Here is an 18,655-nt window from a genome sequence, read left to right as displayed (position 1 = left end):
ACCTCATTTGGTCAGCGCCATGTGAATATCCATCGCCGCGTCGCGGCCCTCGGCCACCGCCGTCACGGTCAGGTCGTCGCCGCCGCTGGCGCAATCGCCTCCGGCCCAGATGCCCGCCACGCTGGTGCGGCCGGAGGCGTCCACCCTGATCTTGCGGCCGTCAAGCTCGGGCATGCCTTCGCCTTCCAGCGTCTGACCGATGGCCTTGAACACCTGGTCGGCGGGCAGTTTCAGCATCTGCCCGGTGCCCTTCATCGCGTCATCGACATATTCGAACTCGATCTCGCGCACCGCGCCGTTGCCATGTACCGCCACCGGCACCGCATGGGTCACGATCCGCACCCCTTTGGAGGCCGCGAGGTCCTGCTCGAAGACAGAGGCGTTCATCCGGTCGCGCCCGCGCCGGTAGACCAGCGTGACATTGAGCGCGCCCAGCAGCTTGGCCTGCACCGCCGCGTCCACCGCCGTCATGCCGCCACCGATCACCACCACGTCGCGACCAATCGGCAGGGCCGCCAGATCACTGGCCTGCCGCAGCTCGGCGATGAAATCCACCGCGTCGCTGACCCCTTGCTTGTCCTCGCCCTCGGCCCCAAGGGCGTTCACCCCGCCCAGGCCAATGCCGAGGAAAACGGCGTCATATTCCGCTTTCAGGGTCTCCAGGGTCAGGTCACGGCCCAGGGCGCTTTCGTGCCTGAAGCTGATCCCGCCGATCTGCATCAGCCAGTCGACCTCTGCCTGGGCAAAGCCGCCGGGTGTCTTGTAGGCCGCAATGCCGTATTCGTTCAGACCGCCCGGCTTGGGCCGCGCATCATGGATCACCACGTCATGTCCCAGCATCGCCAGCCGATGTGCGCAGGACAGGCCCGCAGGGCCGGCGCCCACCACCGCCACGGTCTTTCCGGTGGAGGCCGCGCGGACAAAGGGATGCACGCCCTGCGCCTGCAAATGATCCGTCGCAAATCGCTGCAACTGGCCGATCAACACCGGCTTTCCTTCCGCCTTTTCACGGACACAGGCCTGTTCGCAGAGGGTTTCCGTCGGGCAGACCCGTGCGCACATGCCGCCCATGATGTTCTGGCTCAGGATCGTCTTTGCCGCCGCATCGGGTGTGCCGGTCGCGATCTGGCGAATGAACAGCGGAATGTCGATATCCGTGGGACAGGCCGTGATGCAGGGCGCGTCATGGCAGAAATAGCACCGATCCGCCGCCACCAGGGCCTCATGCCGGTCCAGCGGCGGGTGCAGGTCCGAGAATTGCGCCTGATAGTCCGCCGGGCTCAACCGCCCCGATTGAATTCCCGGTTCAAAGACATCTGAAGTCATCTGGCTCACCTTGCATTGGCTGGGTCTTGAAAAACTCTGCCCCAGAGTTATTTTTTTATCAAGTGGTCAAATTATTTCATTCCGGTGAAATTTCATGCGCAGCCGTCCGCCGATTGGGCCATGCCCAGTAAATGGGCTTGATTTTCGTTTGATTCCTTTCATTATCGAAATTGCTGCACGAACGACTTTCGAAACTCCCTGCCTTATGGCGCTGGAACGATCACGACTTCGTCCGAGCCACGCTGCCGCATTCCGCGGGCAGAACTAAGACAGGAGAACCGGTCCATGGCATCTGGTACCGTAAAATGGTTCAACACGACCAAAGGCTACGGCTTTATTGCCCCTGACGGGGGCGGCAAGGATATCTTTGTTCACATTTCCGCAGTTGAGCGGGCAGGCCTGACAGGTCTGGCCGACAACCAGAAAGTGACCTTCGATGTCGAAGCAGGCCGCGACGGCCGCGAAAGCGCTGCGAACATCGCACTCGCCTGAGCAAGCATCAGTTTCATGAGGGAATTCGGGCGCTGTCAGGCGCCCGTTTTCTTTTGTCAGGGGACTTTCTCAGGTCGCTTCGGTCAGGGCCCGGTCCAGTCGACGCCGCTGGCCTTTTCAATCAGCAGACGGCCCTCCGGCCAGGGCTGCAGCAGCGGCTTCACGTCCTGCGCGTCACCGGTCAGCCATGTGCCGATCATCTCCCGCTCAAGCAGCGCGCCCATGCGGTGATGCACCGGCGCGACATCGGCGTTCGGCGGACAGGTCAGCGTTGCCACCTGCGGCACCTGCAGGCCACCCGGCGCCTGCCAGAGGTCGGTAATGGCCGCGAAATAGAGGTATCCGCCGTCTTTCGGTGCAATCCGCCAGGCGGTCTTGCGGCGCTTTTCCCCGGTCCATTCATACCAGCCGTTCACCGGCACCACCGCCCTGCCCGTCCCGGCAAAGGCGCTTTTGTCGAACACGGTTTCGGAGCGCGCGTTGATCAGCGTCTCCATCACCGGCCGGCCACGGGCGTTGACCCGCCCCACCGGGATGATCCCCCAACGCATATGGGCAAGGCCGGTGCCGTCGAAGATGACGATCTGCTGGCCGGGTGAGATATTGGCGCGGGGCGGTTCATCCGCAAGCGCGCCCGGCGGCACCCCCAATTCTTCCGCCAGCGCAGCAAGTGGCGTGGTGAGGAACAGCCGCCCCGGCAAGGGTCAGTCCGCCCTGATCCGGGCGATCAGGTCCAGAACCTCCGGCCCGATGCCCTCGACAATCCGGGTCACACCCTCTGCATTGGGGTGGATGCCATCGGCCTGAAGGAAGCCGCGCAATTGTGACGGGTCGGCGGGCGCATCCCCTTCCGTCAATCCGGCAAAGAAACTGTCGACAAACTGCGTGCCATATTCTTCTGCAAGCTCGGGATAGATGGCGTCGAATTCGCTTTTGTAGTCGGGGCCATAATTGCCGGGCGCTTCCATGCCGATCAGCAGCACCTCGACATCGGCCGCCTGCGCCGCCTGCAGGATCCCGTCGATATTGGCGCGCGCCTGCGCCGGGGCCAGCCCGCGCAGCAGATCATTGCCGCCCAGCGCCACGATCATCCCGCCCACTTCTGGCGTCAGGGTCCAGCCCACGCGGGCAAGCCCCCCCGCGGTCGTGTCGCCGGAAACGCCCGCGTTGATCAGCCGCACATCGCTACCTCGCGCTGCAAGCCAGGCTTCCAGCTGCGGCACGAACCCCTGTTCCGCCGGCAGGCCATAGCCCTGTGTCAGGCTGTCACCCAGCGCCGCGATCACGACCTGCTGCGCCGCAACCGCCTGCCCCCAGACCAGAACAATCCCCACCAGAGCGCTTCGGAATATACCTGAATCACTTGTTCGCTGCCTCTCCCTGCGGTCGAACGCGAAAAGTGATGTGGGATGTTTCAAGTTTATCCTGAAACGCTTTAACGCCTTGCGCATCATCGTAACAACTCCATATCCCTAGGGACCCTGTTGAAAGGCCCCCGCGTGAGTGACACCGTTTTCCACCTTCAAGATGTGCTTTTGTCGCTCAAGGGCAATGCCGGACCCGTTGATATCCTGCGCGGAATTTCCCTGAACGTCGAGAGCGGTGAAAGCGTCGCGCTGACCGGGCCTTCGGGGTCGGGCAAATCCTCGCTGCTGATGGTCATGGGCGGGCTGGAACAGGCCACGGGCGGCACCGTACATGCGCTGGGTCAGGATCTGACCGCGATGAACGAGGATGCGCTGGCCCGGTTCCGGCAGGGGCGCATGGGCATCGTGTTCCAGTCCTTTCACCTGATCCCCACCATGACTGCCCTGGAAAATGTCGCGACACCGCTGGAGCTGGCCGGGATCCCGGAGGCCTTTGAGCGCGCGCGTGAGGCACTGGAGACCGTGGGGCTGGGGCATCGCACCGGCCATTACCCGGCTCAGATGTCGGGTGGTGAACAGCAACGGGTGGCGCTGGCACGGGCCTGTGCGCCACGTCCGGCGATCCTGCTGGCGGATGAGCCGACCGGCAATCTGGACAGCGCCAATGGCGCGGCCATCATGGACCTGCTGTTTTCCCTGCGCGACCAATATGGGGCCACGCTGGTGCTGGTCACCCATGATCCGGCGCTGGCCGAACGCTGCGACCGGCCCATCGCCCTGGCCGACGGGCAGATCGCATGAGCCTTGCCCTCGCCGCCCGGTTCGCACGCCGCGAAATGCGCGGCGGGCTGCGCGGGTTCCGCCTGTTCCTGGCCTGCCTTGCGCTGGGGGTGGCGGCCATCGCCGCTGTCGGTTCCGTCCGCGCCGCGATCGAGGCGGGCCTGGCGCGGGAGGGGGCGGCCCTGCTGGGCGGCGCGGCGGAGCTTGATTTCACCTATCGTTTTGCCAGCCCGGAGGAACGGGCGTGGATGGCGGCGCGCGCCACTGCGGTCTCTGAAATCGTCGAATTCCGCTCCATGGCCGTGGTCGGCGATGACCGCGCCCTGACCCAGATCAAGGGGGTGGATGACCTTTACCCGCTTGTCGGAGAGATGGTTCTCGATCCCGCGATGCCGCTGGATCAGGCCTTGTCCGAGGTGGAGGGGCTGCCCGGCGCGGTGATGGAACGCGCACTGTCAGACCGGTTGGGCCTGACGCCGGGCGATACCTTCCGGCTGGGCACCCGTGACTATCGGCTGTCCGCGCTGATCCTGCGTGAGCCTGACAGCGCCGCCAGTGGGTTTGCCCTGGGGCCGCGCACCCTGTTGCACCGCGACGCGCTGGAGGGGTCGGGGCTGTTGGCGCCGGGCACGCTTTACAACAGCAAATACCGGCTGGACCTGCCGCAGGGCACCGACCTTGCCGCATTGGAGGGTGAGGCCGAGGCGCAGTTCGAGAATGCCGGGATGCGCTGGACCGATGCGCGCAACGGGGCGCCCGGTGTGGCGCGTTTCGTTGAAAGGCTGAGCGCCTTTCTGGTGCTGGTGGGCCTGTCGGGGCTGGCTGTCGGGGGCGTTGGCGTCTCTGCCGCCGTGCGGTCCTATCTTCAGGGCAAGACCGGGGTGATCGCCACCCTGCGCGCCCTGGGGGCGGAGCGGGCGACGATCTTCCAGACCTATTTCATCCAGATCGGTGTGCTGTCGCTGCTGGGCGTTGCCATCGGCGTGGTGCTGGGCGGGCTGGTGCCGCTGCTGCTGTCGCCGGTCATTGCCGCCAGGCTGCCCCTGCCGGCCAGTTTCGCGCTCTATCCTGCGCCGCTGATCGAGGCGGCGCTTTATGGGTTGTTGACGGCGCTGGCCTTTACCCTCTGGCCGCTGGCCCGCAGCGAGGATGTACGCGCCGCGACCCTGTTCCGCGATGCCTGGGCCGGGGCGCGGCGGCTGCCGGCCGCGAAGTACCTGGTGGCCATCGCGGCGCTCGCGGCGGCGCTGGTGGGGCTGGCGGGCTGGTTCAACGGATCCTGGCGGCTGACGCTCTGGACTCTGGGCGGCATTGCCGGGGCGCTGCTGATCCTTGTGCTGGCGGCGATGCTGCTGCGCGTGGTGGCGCGGGGCGGCGCGCGGCTGGCGCGGGGCCGCCCCCGGCTGCGCTGGGCGCTGGCGGCTCTTGCGGGACCGGGCGAAGGAGCCGGTGCCGTGGTGCTCTCGCTGGGTCTGGGCCTGTCGGTGCTGGCCGCCGTGGGGCAGATCGACGGCAACCTGCGGCAGGCCATCGCGGGCAACCTGCCGGATGTGGCGCCCTCCTATTTCTTTGTCGATATCCAGAAGGACCAGATGCCCGGCTATACCAAGCGGCTGGAGGATGACCCCGCCGTCAGCCGCATCGACAGCGCGCCGATGCTGCGCGGTGTCGTGACCCGGATCAACGGCAAGTCGGCGCAGGAGGTTGCGGGCGATCACTGGGTGGTGCGCGGTGACCGGGGCGTGACCTATGCCGCAAAGCCCGGTGCCGATGCCAGGATCACCGCCGGTAAATGGTGGGCGGAGGATTACGACGGCCCGCCGCTGATCAGCTTTGCCGCCGAAGAGGCCGAGGAGATGGGGCTGAAGCTGGGTGACACGCTGACCATCAACGTGCTGGGCCGCGACATCACCGGCACCATTGCCGCCTTTCAGGAGGTGGATTTTTCCACCGCCGGGATCGGCTTTGTCCTGACGATGAACCCTGCGGCGCTGGCCGGCGCGCCGCATACTTTCATCTCGACCGTCTATGCAGAGGAAGAGGCCGAAGCCGCCATTCTGCGCGATCTGGCCTCGCAATACCCCAATATCACCGCGATCCGGGTGCGCGACGCCATCGACCGGGTGTCCGCCGTGCTGGCAAGCCTTGCCGCCGCGACCTCTTACGGTGCGCTGGCCACGCTGCTGACGGGGTTCGTGGTGCTGATCGGCGCGGCGGCCGCGGGGGCGGAGGCGCGGCGCTACGAATCCGCACTGCTCAAGACGCTGGGGGCCTCGCGGCGCGCCATCGCCGCCAGCTTCGTGCTGCGCGCGGCCCTGCTGGGGCTTTTCGCGGGCAGCGTCGCGCTGCTGGCGGGGATCCTGGGCGGCTGGGCCGTCAGCCACTTCGTGATGGAAACCCGCTTCAGCGTGATCTGGCCCTCTGCCCTGCTGATCGTGACGGGCGGGGCGCTGGCCTCTGTCCTGGCCGGGCTGGGCTTTGCCCTGCGCGCGCTCAACGCCCGGCCCGCGCAGGTCCTGCGTGCGCGAGAATGACGCAAGCACCACCACCCGGCTTGCACATCCCCCGGCGGATCGGGCAAGTCAGCGCCAGAATACAAAGGAGCGACAATGCCTGACAATCTGCCCGCCAAACGCGCCCCCGCCCTGAGCCCTGCCCAGCGCAACAATGTGATCAACATCCTGCGCCGCGCCGCAAAAGCCGAGATCATGCCGCGTTTCCGCGCGTTGAATGCCGCCGACATCGCCACGAAATCGCGGCCGGACGACCTGGTGACCATCGCGGACACGGCGGCAGAGGCGATGATCACCCGCGCCCTCAACATGGCCTTTCCCGGCGCGCTGGTGATCGGCGAGGAAGCGGTTTCCGCCGATCCCACCCTGCTGGACAAGATCGCCGATGCGCCGCTGTGCTTCATCATCGACCCGGTGGACGGCACCTGGAATTTCGCGCGGGGCATGTCGGTCTTCGGCGTCATCCTCGCGGTCACCCGATACGGCAAACCGGCCTTCGGGCTGATCTATGATCCGGTGATGGACGATTGGGCCATCGCGGACGATCAATCCCCTGCACAGATGCAGCGTCCCTCCGGCGTCACGCATGATCTGCGGGTCAGCAGGGGCGGCGAACTGGCGGGGCTTTCAGGCTATATCCCGCTCTATCTGTTCGATCACGCGTGGCGGGAGAAGCTGGCGGCGACCCTTTGCAATTTCAACTGGGTCAACTGCCTGCGCTGTTCGGCGCATGAATACCGGATGCTGGCGCAGGGTCACTTCGACTTTCTGCTGACCCAAAGCCTGAATCCCTGGGATCATGCCGCAGGCGTGCTGATCTGCCAGCAGGCGGGCGGCTATGTGCAGATGCTGTCGGGCGGCGATTATGACGCCACCCTGCGCCGCGGGCACATACTGGCCGCGCCGGACAAGGCAACCTGGAACCGCCTCGCCAGGGTCTTCAAATTCCTGAACGACGCAGATCAATAGCAAGGTCGGTCACGATCCGGAACTTTTTCGTTACGCCGCGCGTTGAGTCCTTGGCCATCGGTCATTTACGTCCCTGGCCCTTTCGAAGGAGACTTGAGATGTTAAAATCATTTAGTAAATCCTGCATCGCTCTCGCCGCGCTGACTGCCATCAGCTTGCCCCTGACTGAAGCCAACGCCAAGCAGACCAGGATGGTCGTGCGCAACGACCCGTTCAGCAGCAGCAACCTCGTCGTGCCAAAGGGCTATTACCCGCCGGCCGGCTCTTGCCGTCTGTGGTATCCCAACCGCGCAAAAACAGCGCAACCTGCCATCGGCAGCTGTGACGTGGTTATTCCCCTGGGCGCCGTCCTGCTTCTGGGCTGACCTCAGAGCGCCCGACCTTAAACCCGAGACATGAATACCCTGCCGCGCCTGCGGCGCTCTCGGGGCAATCATGTCGCTGGATGCTTCAGGGTAAAGGTCGGGCGCTTTAGCAAACGGCAAACGGCCACGTGTTCCGGTGGCCGTTTACCGATCTGGCTCTATTCCGCCGCCTCGGCGTAGTCTTCCAGCGGCGGGCAGGTGCAGATCAGGTTCCGGTCCCCGTGGACGTTGTCCACCCGGTTCACCGGCGGCCAGTATTTGTCCACCCGGAAGGCCCCCGGCGGGAAACACCCCTGTTCGCGGGTGTAGGGCCGGTCACCCCATTCGACCACCAGATCCTCCACCGTATGCGGCGCGTTCTTCAGCGGATTGTTCTCGCGCGGCATCTCGCCCGCCTCGATCGCGGCAATCTCGTCGCGGATCGCCAGCATCGCATCGCAAAACCGGTCAAGCTCGGCCTTGGTCTCGGATTCGGTCGGTTCGATCATCAGCGTTCCCGCCACCGGCCAGGACATGGTCGGCGCGTGGAATCCGCAGTCGATCAGACGCTTGGCGATGTCATCCACCGTGACGCCCGCGCTTTCGTCATAGGGGCGGACGTCGATGATGCATTCATGCGCCACCCGGCCGGTCGGCCCCTTGTAAAGCACGTCAAACGCCCCCTCCAGCCGCTTGGCGATATAGTTGGCGTTCAGGATCGCGACGCGGGTGGCCTGTGTCAGCCCCTCGCCGCCCATCATCAGGCAATAGGACCATGAAATCGGCAGCAGCGAGGGCGAGCCATAGGGTGCGGCCGATACCGCCGCCCCGCCCGCGTTGGGATCGCCCGGCAGATGCTGGATCAGATGTGACTTGACGCCAATCGGCCCCATGCCGGGGCCACCGCCGCCATGCGGGATGCAAAAGGTCTTGTGCAGGTTCAGGTGGCTCACGTCGCCACCCAGATCGCCGGGCCGCGACAGCCCCACCATGGCGTTCATGTTGGCCCCGTCGATATAGACCTGGCCGCCGTATTCATGGGTGATCTTTGTCACCTCGGTCACGGTTTCCTCGAACACGCCATGGGTCGAGGGATAGGTGATCATGCAGGCGGCAAGGTTGTCGCCCGCCGCTTCCGCCTTGGCGCGGAAATCGTCCAGATCAATGTCACCATTGGCCGCCGATTTCACCACGACCACCTTCCAGCCCACCATCTGTGCGGAGGCCGGGTTGGTGCCATGGGCGCTGACCGGGATCAGGCAGATGTTGCGGTGGCCCTGACCTTCGGCGCGGTGATAGGCCGCAATGGTCAGCAGCCCCGCATATTCCCCCTGCGCACCCGAATTGGGCTGCATCGAGATCGCGTCATAGCCGGTGATGTCGCAGAGTTTGGCGGACAGATCGTCGATCATCTCCTTGTAGCCCAGCGCCTGGTCGGCGGGGGCATAGGGGTGGATCAGCGAGAATTCCCGCCAGCTGACCGGCATCATCTCCGCAGCCGAATTCAGCTTCATCGTGCAGGACCCCAGCGGGATCATCGCGCGGTCCAGCGCCAGATCACGATCCGCCAGACGCCGCATGTAGCGCATCATCTCGGTCTCTGCCCGGTTCATGTGGAAAATCGGATGGGTCAGGTATTCGGAGCTGCGCAGCATCTCTTCCGGCACGCGGTACTCGGGGGCGAAATCGTTGTCCTCCTTGACGATGCCAAAGGCACGCCAGACCGCTTCGATGATCTTTGGCTGTGTGCGCTCGTCCAGTGAAATGCCGACGCGGAATTCGCCCACCTTGCGCAGGTTGACCCCTTCGTCCACCGCCGATTTCATCACGGCTGCCTGCAGCGGCCCCACATCGACAGTGATCGTGTCGAAGAAGGCCTGCGGGTCCACTTTGAAGCCTGCCTCTTCCAGCCCGCGGGCCAGACGTACCGTCTTGCGGTGGATGCGCTGCGCGATGGCCTTCAGCCCCTCGGGGCCGTGGAACACCGCGTACATCGACGCCATGACCGCCAGCAGGGCCTGGGCGGTACAGACGTTGCTGGTCGCCTTTTCGCGGCGGATATGCTGTTCGCGGGTCTGCAGGGACAGGCGGTAGGCGCGGTTGCCGTGGGCGTCGATGGACACGCCCACGATCCGCCCCGGCATGGCGCGTTTGTAGGCGTCCTTGCAGGACATATAGGCCGCATGCGGGCCGCCGTAGCCTTCGGGCACCCCGAAACGCTGGGTCGAACCCACGGCGATGTCCGCGCCCATCGCGCCCGGCTCCTTGAGCAGGGTCAGCGACAAAGGATCGGCCGAGATGATGCCGATGCCCTTGTGTTCATGCAGGGCCGCGATGCTGTCGGTGAAGTCGCGCACATGGCCATAGGTGCCCGGATACTGGAAGATCGCGCCGAACACCTCCGATGCCTCCATCTTGGCCGGGTCGCCGACCACGACCTCGATCCCCAGGGGGGCGGCGCGGGTCTTCATCACCGCGATGTTCTGGGGATGGCAATCGCGGTCGACAAAGAACTTCACCGCCTTCGATTTGGACACCCGCTGTGCCATGGTCATCGCCTCGGCGCAGGCGGTCGCCTCGTCCAGCAGGGAGGCATTGGCAACCTCCAGACCGGTCAGATCGCTGATCATGGTCTGGAAGTTCAGCAGCGCCTCAAGCCGTCCCTGGCTGATTTCCGGCTGATAGGGCGTATAGGCGGTGTACCAGGCCGGGTTTTCCAGGATGTTGCGCTGGATCGCGGGGGGTGTGACGGTGCCGTGATAGCCCTGGCCGATCAGGCTGGTCAGGACCCTGTTCTTGCCCGCCACCACACGCATGTGCTCCAGCACCTCGCGTTCCGACTTTGCCCTGCCAAAGTCCAGCGACCCTTTCATGCGGATGCCCTTTGGCAGGGTGTCATCCATCAGGTCGCCAAGCGATTTCGCCCCCACGACCTTCAGCATGTCCGACATTTCAGCCGGTGACGGGCCGATGTGGCGGCGGTTGGCAAAATCATACGGCAGATAATCGGTCGGCTTGAAGCTCATCGCGACACCCTCATTCTTTTTGGCTTTCATATATCCCCGCCGGAGGCTCCGGCGGGTGCGGCCGGATCAGCCGATGAATTTCTGGTATCCGGCTTCGTCCATGAATTCGTCCAGCTGCGACGGGTCGCTGATCTTCATCTTGAAGAACCAGGCATCGCCCTGCGGGTCCTCGTTCACCAGGCTGGGATTCTCTGCCAGGGCGCTGTTCACTTCGGTGATCTCGCCATCCACAGGCGCTAGGATGTCGGAGGCCGCCTTGACGCTTTCGATCACGACAACCTCGTCGTCCTTGCTGACGATGGTGCCTTCCTCCGGCAGTTCGACAAAGACCACATCGCCCAGTTGCTCGGCCGCATGGATGGTGATGCCAACCACCATTTCGCCGTCTTCCTCGCGCAGCCATTCATGTTCTTCGGTAAATTTCATGTCTTCTTCCCTGTTGACTTCATCGTTTGAAATTCGCCGCCACGAAGGGCAGCTTCGCCACGGTGAGGGGCAGTCTCTTGCCTCTGACCTCTCCCCAGAGGGATGTGCCGATCCCGGCAGACCCCGACTCTACATAGCCCATCGCCACGGGTGTCCCAACGGTGGGGCCAAAGCCGCCCGATGTCACCTGCCCGACGCGGGTGCCGCCCTCGGCGGCGTCGAAAACCTCGGTGCCTTCGCGCATTGGCGCGCGGCCTTCGGGCAGCAGGCCGACCCTCTTGCGCGCGGCCCCTTCGGTGATCTGGTCCAGCACGATGGCCGCACCCGGAAAACCCCCCGCGCGGTCGCCCCCGGCGCGGCGCACCTTCTGGATCGCCCAGGTCAGCGCGCCCTCAACCGGGGTGGTGCCGGTGTCGATGTCATGTCCGTAAAGGCAGAGCCCCGCCTCCAGCCGCAGCGAATCCCGCGCGCCGAGGCCGATGGCCTCGACCCCGTCCTGCGCCAGCAGGGTGCGGGTCAGCGCCTCTGCCCGGGCTTCCGGCACGGAAATCTCGAACCCGTCCTCGCCCGTGTAGCCGGAGCGCGAGGCCCAGACCGGCACGCCATCGAGTTCCAGATCGCGCAGATCCATAAACCCCATATCATCGGCGCGGCTGTCCAGCGCGGCGATCACCGCTGCCGCCGCCGGCCCCTGAAGCGCGATCAGCGCGCGGTCGGTCAGCGGGGTCACGGTCACTTCGGGTTCAAGGGCCGCTTTCATCCGGGCGATGTCGGCCTCCTTGCAGGCCGCGTTGACCACCACGAACAGATCCTCGCCGCGCCGGGCGAACATCAGGTCATCCTCGATCCCGCCAGCGTCATTGGTGAAAAACCCGTAGCGCTGACGCCCGTCCTCCAGGCCCAGCACATCCATCGGCACCAGAGTCTCAAAGGCGCGGGCGACCACGTCCCAGGACGGCCCCGAGAGGATCACCTGCCCCATGTGGCTGACATCGAAAAGACCTGCCGCGTCGCGGGTATGCTGGTGTTCCTTCATCACGCCCAAAGGGTATTGCACCGGCATGGCATAGCCCGCAAAGGGCACCATTCGGGCACCCAGTTCCACATGCAGGTCAAAAAGGGCAGTATGTTTCAGATCATCCATCGGCGCAGCGTCCCATATTCCTGCCGCTGTCCCCAGGGATCAATCCGGCATCTTTCCCCCGCAGATCGCGGTCCAAGATGCCCCCTCTGTCCTTTCGCCTGAGATCGTTATCCCTTCGGCGGGTGCGTGTCGCACCACTCTCCAGAGTGTCGATATCCGGCACGGTCCCTGAGCCTGAGAGTTTCCGGGGCGGTTGCTCCTTCGGCATCGGTTGGTCCGATTCTCCCGTGGCGGATGTCCTTTGGTATGCCGGGGGCACATGGGGCGTCAAGCGGGGTTGTACGCCCCTGACATCAATGATCTGTTGCCCGCACAATTGACGGACCCCGGACAGCATGACCCCCTATTTTTTCGGCTATGGCAGCCTTGTAAACCGCCAGACCCACAATTACCCCGACGCCCATCCCGCCCGGTTGCGCGGCTGGCGGCGGGCCTGGGTGCGCACCGCGGTGCGTGATCTTGTGTTTCTCAGCGTGGTCGAGGACCCCGGCACCACCATCGACGGGTTGATTGCGGCCGTGCCGGGGGCCGACTGGGCCGCGCTGGATGCCCGCGAAGCAGGTTACGCGCGGCTGTCATCGGGCGGTGCGGTGATCCATCCGATCAGCCCCGCGCCGGACATCGCCCATTATGCGGTGCCGCCCGCCGACACCGGGGTGCCGGGCGACCATGCCATCCTGCTGAGCTATCTCGACGTGGTGGTGCAGGGTTTCCTGCATGAATTCGGCGAGGCGGGGGTCGCCGCGTTCTTTGACACCACCGATGGCTGGGACACGCCGGTGCTGAACGACCGTGCCGCACCGCGTTATCCCCGGCACAAGGTGTTGTCGGCAGCGGAAACAGCGCTGGTGGACGATCACCTCGCGCGGTTATCGGCGCGCGTGGAATAGGGTCATCAGGCGGCCCTCCCGCCCGAAAATCTCCTTGCCGCGCCCCTCTGGCTTGCCGCCACGCGCGATACAGCGCAGCGCCATGACCCAGGCCACCACGCCAAAGACGACACCGGCCAGCGACTGGCCCACCAGCACACCGGGGGCGTCCCCGATGGCCGCGCAGATCCAGACCAGCGGAATCAGGGCCACCGCGTTGCGGCCCCAGTTGGTCACCGTGGAGAGGAACGGCTGGCCGAGGTTGTTGAACACGGCATTTGCCACGAACAGCACGCCGGGAAAGAAGAAGGCGAGCGAGAGCGGGCCGCAGAACAGATAGATCAGATTGCGGGCGACGCCGGTCGCGTTGAAGAGATCGGCAATCGGCGCGCGCAGCGCAAACAACACCGCAGACACGCTCAGGATCACCAATGCGACAAAGATGACCGCCGCGGTGAAGCCGCGCCGGACCCGCGCCATGTTGCCCGCGCCATAGTTCTGGCCGATGATCGGCCCCACCGCCCCCGAAAGGGCAAAGACCACGGCAAAGGCAACCGGCATCAGCCGCGCCACCACAGCCATGCCCGCGACCGCATCCTCGCCGTATTCGGCCATGACGCGGGTGATATAGGCCTGCCCCACCGGGGTTGCGACCTGCGCGAGGATGGTCGGAAAGGCGATGGCGATTACCGGGGAAAGGTCGCGCAGCATGCCCTTGAAATGGGGCCGCACCAGGGCGTCATAGACCTTGATCAGGGGCCAGATCGCCATGCCTGAAATCGCCACCCGCGCAACAAAGGAGGCGATGGCGGCCCCAGTCAGTTCAAGGTCCAGCCCGAAGATCAGGATCGGATCCAGCACCGCGTTGACGATACCGCCGACAATCGTGGCCATCATCGCCCGTCGCGCATCGCCATGGGCGCGGAGGATGGCGGACCCCATCATGCCGACCATCAGGAAGGGCACCGAGGGCACGACGATCTGCAGGAAATGTATGGCCTGTCCGGCGGTCTCTCCGCGCGCGCCCAGCATGTTGACCAGCCAGGGCAGCGCCGACCAGACCACGATGGAAAAGACAATGCCGAACATCAGCCCATAGAGCAGCGCATGGGTCGAGCGTTCGCGCGCCAGCACGGGATCATTCGCGCCCAGCGCCCGGGCCACCAGCGCGCCCGCGGCGATGCCCATGCCGATGCCGAAAGAGGCGGTAAAGAACAGGATCGCACCGGCGTAGCCCACCGCCGCCGCCAGTTCCGACCGCCCCAGCATCGAGATGAAGATCATATCGACAAAGTCGACCAGGAAGACGGCCATCAGACCGATGGAGGAGGTCAAGGACATGACCGCAACATGCACAAACAGGTTGCCTGTCAGGAACTTGGCCTGCGCCCCTTCAGGCATGACAGGCCCCGGTGCGCGGCGTTCTCCTGCGCCGGTCCTGTCGGGCGCAGGTCACCCGCGCGCTTTCACGACCCGCAGCAGGGGCATTACGGCAGCCATTTCCGGCCCGTGTTCCTGCCCTGTCAGCGCCAGCCGCAGGGGCCGGAACAGCCCGCGGCCCTTGCGGCCTGTCGCCTCCTTGACGGCGCCGGTCCAGCTGGACCAGGTGGTCTCGTCAAAGGGCATCTCGGGCAAGAGCGCCATGGCTTCGGCGACAAAGGCTTCGTCACCGTCCTCGATCACCGGGTCGGCGCCGTCGCGGAACATTTCCCACCAGGGCTTGAGGTCATGCAGCGTTTCGATGTTTTCCCGCGTGACTGCCCAGAACTGCGCCGCCTGCGCCTGCGGCACGCCCAGACCGGCAATTGTCTCCGCAACATCCTCGGCGGTGCGGGTCTGCAGGTAGCGGCCGGTCAGCGGGAACAGGTCCTGCACGTCGAATTTCGTCGGGGCAGAGCCGAAGCGTTCGATGTCGAAACCCTCGATCAGCGCGGCCATGTCGGTGCGCAGTTCCACCGGGTCGGAGGAACCCAGCCGCGCCATCAGGCTGAGCAGGGCAAAGGGTTCGACACCCTGTTCGCGCAGATCGCGCAGCGCCAGGGTGCCGAGGCGTTTGGACAGCGCCTCGCCCTGTGGGCCGGTCAGCAGGGAATGGTGGGCAAAGGCGGGGTGATCAAAGCCCAGCGCCTGCATGATCTGGATCTGGGTCGCGGTGTTGGTCACGTGGTCAGACCCGCGCACCACATGGGTCACGCCCATCTCGGTGTCATCGACGACCGAGGCCAGGGTGTAGAGGATCTGCCCGTCGCCCCGGATCAGCACCGGGTCGCTGACGCTGGCCGCGTCGATTGAAATATCGCCAAGGATGCCGTCGGCCCATTCGATCCGGCTCTGGTCCAGCTTGAACCGCCAGACACCGCTGCCGCGCTCGGCCCGCAGCGCGTCCTTCTGTGCATCGGTCAGGGACAGCGCCGCGCGGTCATAGACCGGTGGCTTGCCCATGTTCAGCTGTTTCTTGCGCTTGAGGTCCAGCTCGGTCGGCGTCTCGAAAGCCTCATAGAACCGGCCCTTGGCGCGCAGTTCGTCGGCGGCGGCGTGATAGCGGTCCAGCCGTTCCGACTGGCGCTCCACCCGGTCCCATTCCAGCCCCAGCCAGGTCAGGTCCTGCTTGATGCCGTCGACATATTCTTCCTTCGACCGCTCCGGGTCGGTGTCGTCGATGCGCAGGATGAAGGTGCCGCCCGCCTTGCGCGCGATCAGGTAGTTCATCAGCGCCGTGCGCAGGTTGCCCACGTGGATGTAACCGGTGGGGGAAGGGGCGAAACGGGTGACGGTATCGGCGGACATGCTGTTCTCCTTGGACCCCGGTCAAGTGTCACAGAGCCGAATGTTTGTCTAGGTCGGATGCACCGGCCAGCGCTTCGCGAGGTCGGCCAGTCCGGCGCGGATCAGTTCCTCCAGCACCTCCATGTCCGCCTCCGCCAGCTTGTTGAGGTAAAGGCAAGACTTGCCCTTTGCATGTTTGCCGAGCCGGGTCAGGATCGGGCCGAAATCGGAATATCCTGGCATCACGTATATTGACAGCCTGGCCTTGCGGGGTGCGAAACCCGTCGCGAGAAAGTTGCCGCTGCGGCCCGATGCATAGGTGTAATCATACGTCCCGTACCCCAGCATCCCGCCGCGCCAGAGCACCGGCTTCCAGTCGGTGACCCGTTGAAAGAAGGCGTCGAGTTCAACCGCCTCGCGGTGCCGCCTCTCGGGGGTGACCCCGGCGAGGAAAGTGGGGACGTCTGTCATCGCACCTGCTCCTGACGAAAATATGATGGCAGCCCGCCCGGAATTGTATTGGCGGGCAGCAAAGAGAGGCTACCATTCCGACAACCAGTAATAAACCAAAGGACCAAGCCATGCGAAACAGCCTCAAGATGTCCCGCCGCAGCGCCCTTGCCGGTGCCGCTGCCCTGCCATTGGCCGCGATGGCGACCTCTGCCCGCGCCGAAGCGCCGATCATGGGTGCGGGCAGCGCGCCGTTCCGGCGTGTCTCGCTTGGTGGTTATGATGTCACGACGATCCTCGCGGGCACCCGCCCGGTCGAAGCGCCGCATGACATATTCGGCCTGAACGTGGATCACGAGACTTTCGAAAGCGTGTCCCGGGCCGCGCATATCCCGACGGAGGTTGCGCAGTTCTTCTTCACGCCCACGGTGGTCAACACCGGGTCGGAACTGGTCCTTTTCGATACCGGGTTGAGCGCCGAGGGCACGCTGGCGGCGCTGCAGGCGGCGGGATATGCCGCCGATCAGGTGGACATTGTGGTGCTGACCCATATGCACGGCGATCACATCGGCGGGCTGATGACGGGCGATGCGCCGACCTTTCCCAATGCGCGCTATGTCACCGGCCAGGTGGAGTTCGATGCCTGGTCCGCGATGGACAACGAAGGGTTCAATACCAAGGTCAAGCCGCTGGCGGAGCAGATGACGTTCCTGGATGACGGCGGGTCGGTTGCCTCTGGCATCACGGCGATGGCGGCCTTTGGCCATACGCCGGGCCACATGGCCTACATGATCGAATCCGACGGCAGGCAACTGGTTCTCGGGGCAGATTTCGCGAACCATTATGTCTGGTCGCTGGCCCACCCGGACTGGGAGGTAAAGTTCGATCAGGACAAGGCAGCCGCCGCCGCGACCCGCCGTCGCCTGCTGGACATGCTGGCGACCGATGGCATCCCCTTTGTCGGTTATCACATGCCCTTCCCCGCCTTCGGCTATGTGGAGACGCGGGAAGACGGGTTTGCCTATCTGCCGCACAGCTATCAGCTGATGCTGTGAGATGATGCGCCCGGTGCGGGGCCGCCCCGTGCCGGGATGTCAGCGCCGCGCCTGAAGCTCCCGGGCGAGGACCGCCACCAGTTCCGCTGCGGGCAGGGTCCGGGCCAGCGGGGCGCCCTGCCCGGCCCATTGTGCACCAAAACCATGTTCACCGGCGGCTTTTGCGGCGGCATGCAGCGCCTTGCCTGCGTCATAGGCGATCGGATAGGCAGGCGGCGTGCCGCGCTGTGCGACGCTGTCGCTGGCCGTGAACCGGTTTTCGAGCGCGCGGGCCGGACGACCGGAAATGACCGGGGTCAGGCGCGTGTGATAGCCCCCCGGCCCATGCAGCGCCGCGCGGTAGGCGTCATCAGCAGCAGATTCGGCACAGTCGATGAAGGCGGTGCCAAGCTGTGCCGCGACAGCCCCCAGATTCAGCGCGGCGGCGATGCCCCCGCCATCCATGATCCCGCCCGCCGCGATCACCGGCAGGTCGATTTCAGCGGTCAGCAGCCGGGTCAGCGCGAAGGTGCCAAGCTGCGGGTCGGGGGCCGCGCAGTCAAACACGCCGCGGTGGCCGCCCGCTTCGATCCCCTGGGCAACGATGCCGTGCATGCCCGCAGCCCTGATGCGGTGGGCCTCTTCCAGGTTCGTCGCCGTCGCCAGAAGCGTGATGCCCGCATCGCGCAGCGCCGTGACAGCCTGTGGTGTGGGAAGGCCGAAGTGAAAGCTGACAACCGCCGGACGGGTCTCGACCAGCAGGGCGAGCATGTCGGGGTTGTCGTTGAAACTTTGATAGATCGTATGCAGTTCTGCGGGCGGCTCTGCGCCAAATCCGGCAAAGAGCGGGCGCAGAAGGTCGAGCCAGGCCCGTTCCGTCTGCGGGTCCGTCTGTGGCGTCTCATGGGTGAAGACATTGACGTTGAAAGGGTGATCCGTCGCGGCGCGGGTCTCCGCGATCATTTGCGCGGCACCGGCAACATCGGTCGCCCCCACGCCAATCGCGCCCAGCCCGCCCGCGTTTGACACCGCCGCGGCCATACGAGGGGTCGAGACCCCGGCCATCGGGGCCTGAAAGATCGGAAGTTGAATGCCAAGACTGTCCAGCATGCGGCACCTTTTGACAAAAGCGGCGGTCAGCGCACCCGC

The 18,655-nt window shown here is 65.2% G+C and carries 17 protein-coding genes and 1 riboswitch; of the genes, 7 read left to right on the top strand and 10 right to left on the bottom strand.

Annotation, left to right across the window (positions count from 1 at the left end; translation table 11 throughout):
* Nucleotides 1-3: 3 nt before the first annotated feature.
* A complete protein-coding gene (locus ACWNZ3_RS02825; RefSeq protein ID WP_496901104.1) occupies nucleotides 4-1,326 on the bottom strand; it encodes an NAD(P)-dependent oxidoreductase in 1,323 nt (440 codons plus the stop codon).
* Between the two features lie 285 nt (nucleotides 1,327-1,611).
* Between ACWNZ3_RS02825 and ACWNZ3_RS02820 the strand changes: the two genes are divergently transcribed.
* Nucleotides 1,612-1,818, top strand: coding sequence for a cold-shock protein (locus ACWNZ3_RS02820; RefSeq protein WP_067294005.1), 207 nt, complete (start codon nucleotides 1,612-1,614; stop codon nucleotides 1,816-1,818).
* 83 nt (nucleotides 1,819-1,901) lie between these two features.
* Here the strand turns inward: ACWNZ3_RS02820 and ACWNZ3_RS02815 are convergent, their stop codons facing one another.
* Nucleotides 1,902-2,519 carry an SOS response-associated peptidase gene (locus ACWNZ3_RS02815; protein WP_496901103.1) on the bottom strand — a complete coding sequence of 206 codons (618 nt, stop codon included), beginning with the start codon at nucleotides 2,517-2,519 and terminating at the stop codon, nucleotides 1,902-1,904.
* A gap of 3 nt (nucleotides 2,520-2,522) precedes the next feature.
* Complete coding sequence (locus tag ACWNZ3_RS02810) at nucleotides 2,523-3,155, bottom strand: arylesterase (protein WP_496901878.1); 633 nt, start codon at nucleotides 3,153-3,155, stop codon at nucleotides 2,523-2,525.
* Nucleotides 3,156-3,317: 162 nt separating this feature from the next.
* Here ACWNZ3_RS02810 and ACWNZ3_RS02805 point away from each other — a divergent pair, with 162 nt between their 5' ends.
* The 4 genes from ACWNZ3_RS02805 (at nucleotide 3,318) to ACWNZ3_RS02790 (ending at nucleotide 7,812) form a co-directional block, all read left to right on the top strand.
* Nucleotides 3,318-3,986 (top strand): ABC transporter ATP-binding protein, encoded by a 669-nt coding sequence (locus tag ACWNZ3_RS02805; protein ID WP_274573131.1) that lies wholly within the window; start codon nucleotides 3,318-3,320, stop codon nucleotides 3,984-3,986.
* The gene (locus tag ACWNZ3_RS02800) at nucleotides 3,983-6,499 is read left to right on the top strand and encodes an ABC transporter permease (RefSeq protein ID WP_496901102.1); all 2,517 of its coding nucleotides are present in this window, start codon (nucleotides 3,983-3,985) and stop codon (nucleotides 6,497-6,499) included. The genes ACWNZ3_RS02805 and ACWNZ3_RS02800 overlap by 4 nt, the downstream gene beginning before the upstream one ends.
* Before the next feature lie 75 nt (nucleotides 6,500-6,574).
* Complete coding sequence (locus tag ACWNZ3_RS02795; RefSeq protein WP_496901101.1) at nucleotides 6,575-7,447, top strand: inositol monophosphatase family protein; 873 nt, start codon at nucleotides 6,575-6,577, stop codon at nucleotides 7,445-7,447.
* A 98-nt stretch (nucleotides 7,448-7,545) separates the two neighbouring features.
* Nucleotides 7,546-7,812, top strand: coding sequence for a hypothetical protein (locus ACWNZ3_RS02790; RefSeq protein WP_496901100.1), 267 nt, complete (start codon nucleotides 7,546-7,548; stop codon nucleotides 7,810-7,812).
* 158 nt (nucleotides 7,813-7,970) lie between these two features.
* On the opposite strand, the gene gcvP is transcribed toward ACWNZ3_RS02790, so the two are convergent.
* From gcvP to gcvT, 3 genes are all read right to left on the bottom strand, one after another.
* On the bottom strand, nucleotides 7,971-10,817 hold the full coding sequence (gene gcvP, locus ACWNZ3_RS02785; RefSeq protein WP_496901877.1) for an aminomethyl-transferring glycine dehydrogenase: 2,847 nt from the start codon (nucleotides 10,815-10,817) through the stop codon (nucleotides 7,971-7,973).
* Nucleotides 10,818-10,883: 66 nt separating this feature from the next.
* On the bottom strand, nucleotides 10,884-11,243 hold the full coding sequence (gene gcvH, locus ACWNZ3_RS02780) for a glycine cleavage system protein GcvH (protein ID WP_496901099.1): 360 nt from the start codon (nucleotides 11,241-11,243) through the stop codon (nucleotides 10,884-10,886).
* Nucleotides 11,244-11,262: 19 nt separating this feature from the next.
* Nucleotides 11,263-12,387: a glycine cleavage system aminomethyltransferase GcvT gene (gene gcvT / locus ACWNZ3_RS02775; protein WP_496901098.1), complete on the bottom strand. Its 1,125-nt coding sequence runs from the start codon at nucleotides 12,385-12,387 to the stop codon at nucleotides 11,263-11,265.
* Nucleotides 12,388-12,539: 152 nt separating this feature from the next.
* Nucleotides 12,540-12,625, bottom strand: a riboswitch (glycine riboswitch).
* A 97-nt stretch (nucleotides 12,626-12,722) separates the two neighbouring features.
* On the opposite strand from gcvT, the gene ACWNZ3_RS02770 reads away from it, so the two are divergent.
* Entirely contained in the window at nucleotides 12,723-13,277 is a 555-nt protein-coding gene (locus ACWNZ3_RS02770) for a gamma-glutamylcyclotransferase family protein (RefSeq protein WP_269364199.1), read from the top strand.
* Here ACWNZ3_RS02770 and ACWNZ3_RS02765 read toward each other — a convergent pair.
* The 3 genes from ACWNZ3_RS02765 to ACWNZ3_RS02755 are packed head-to-tail and all read right to left on the bottom strand — an operon-like array spanning nucleotide 13,257 to nucleotide 16,493.
* Complete coding sequence (locus ACWNZ3_RS02765; protein ID WP_496901097.1) at nucleotides 13,257-14,657, bottom strand: MATE family efflux transporter; 1,401 nt, start codon at nucleotides 14,655-14,657, stop codon at nucleotides 13,257-13,259. The genes ACWNZ3_RS02770 and ACWNZ3_RS02765 overlap by 21 nt on opposite strands.
* A gap of 51 nt (nucleotides 14,658-14,708) precedes the next feature.
* A complete protein-coding gene (gene gltX / locus ACWNZ3_RS02760) occupies nucleotides 14,709-16,043 on the bottom strand; it encodes a glutamate--tRNA ligase (RefSeq protein ID WP_274573136.1) in 1,335 nt (444 codons plus the stop codon).
* A gap of 48 nt (nucleotides 16,044-16,091) precedes the next feature.
* Complete coding sequence (locus ACWNZ3_RS02755; protein ID WP_496901096.1) at nucleotides 16,092-16,493, bottom strand: DUF1801 domain-containing protein; 402 nt, start codon at nucleotides 16,491-16,493, stop codon at nucleotides 16,092-16,094.
* Between the two features lie 110 nt (nucleotides 16,494-16,603).
* Between ACWNZ3_RS02755 and ACWNZ3_RS02750 the strand changes: the two genes are divergently transcribed.
* Complete coding sequence (locus tag ACWNZ3_RS02750) at nucleotides 16,604-17,527, top strand: MBL fold metallo-hydrolase (RefSeq protein ID WP_496901095.1); 924 nt, start codon at nucleotides 16,604-16,606, stop codon at nucleotides 17,525-17,527.
* 39 nt (nucleotides 17,528-17,566) lie between these two features.
* On the opposite strand, the gene ACWNZ3_RS02745 is transcribed toward ACWNZ3_RS02750, so the two are convergent.
* A complete protein-coding gene (locus tag ACWNZ3_RS02745) occupies nucleotides 17,567-18,616 on the bottom strand; it encodes an NAD(P)H-dependent flavin oxidoreductase (protein WP_496901094.1) in 1,050 nt (349 codons plus the stop codon).
* Nucleotides 18,617-18,655: the final 39 nt, after the last annotated feature.

Source organism: Sulfitobacter sp. IGS-18 (genome assembly GCF_059628195.1).
The sequence above is the reverse complement of the archived record's forward strand: the minus strand, read 5'-3'. Positions and strand labels throughout refer to the sequence as shown.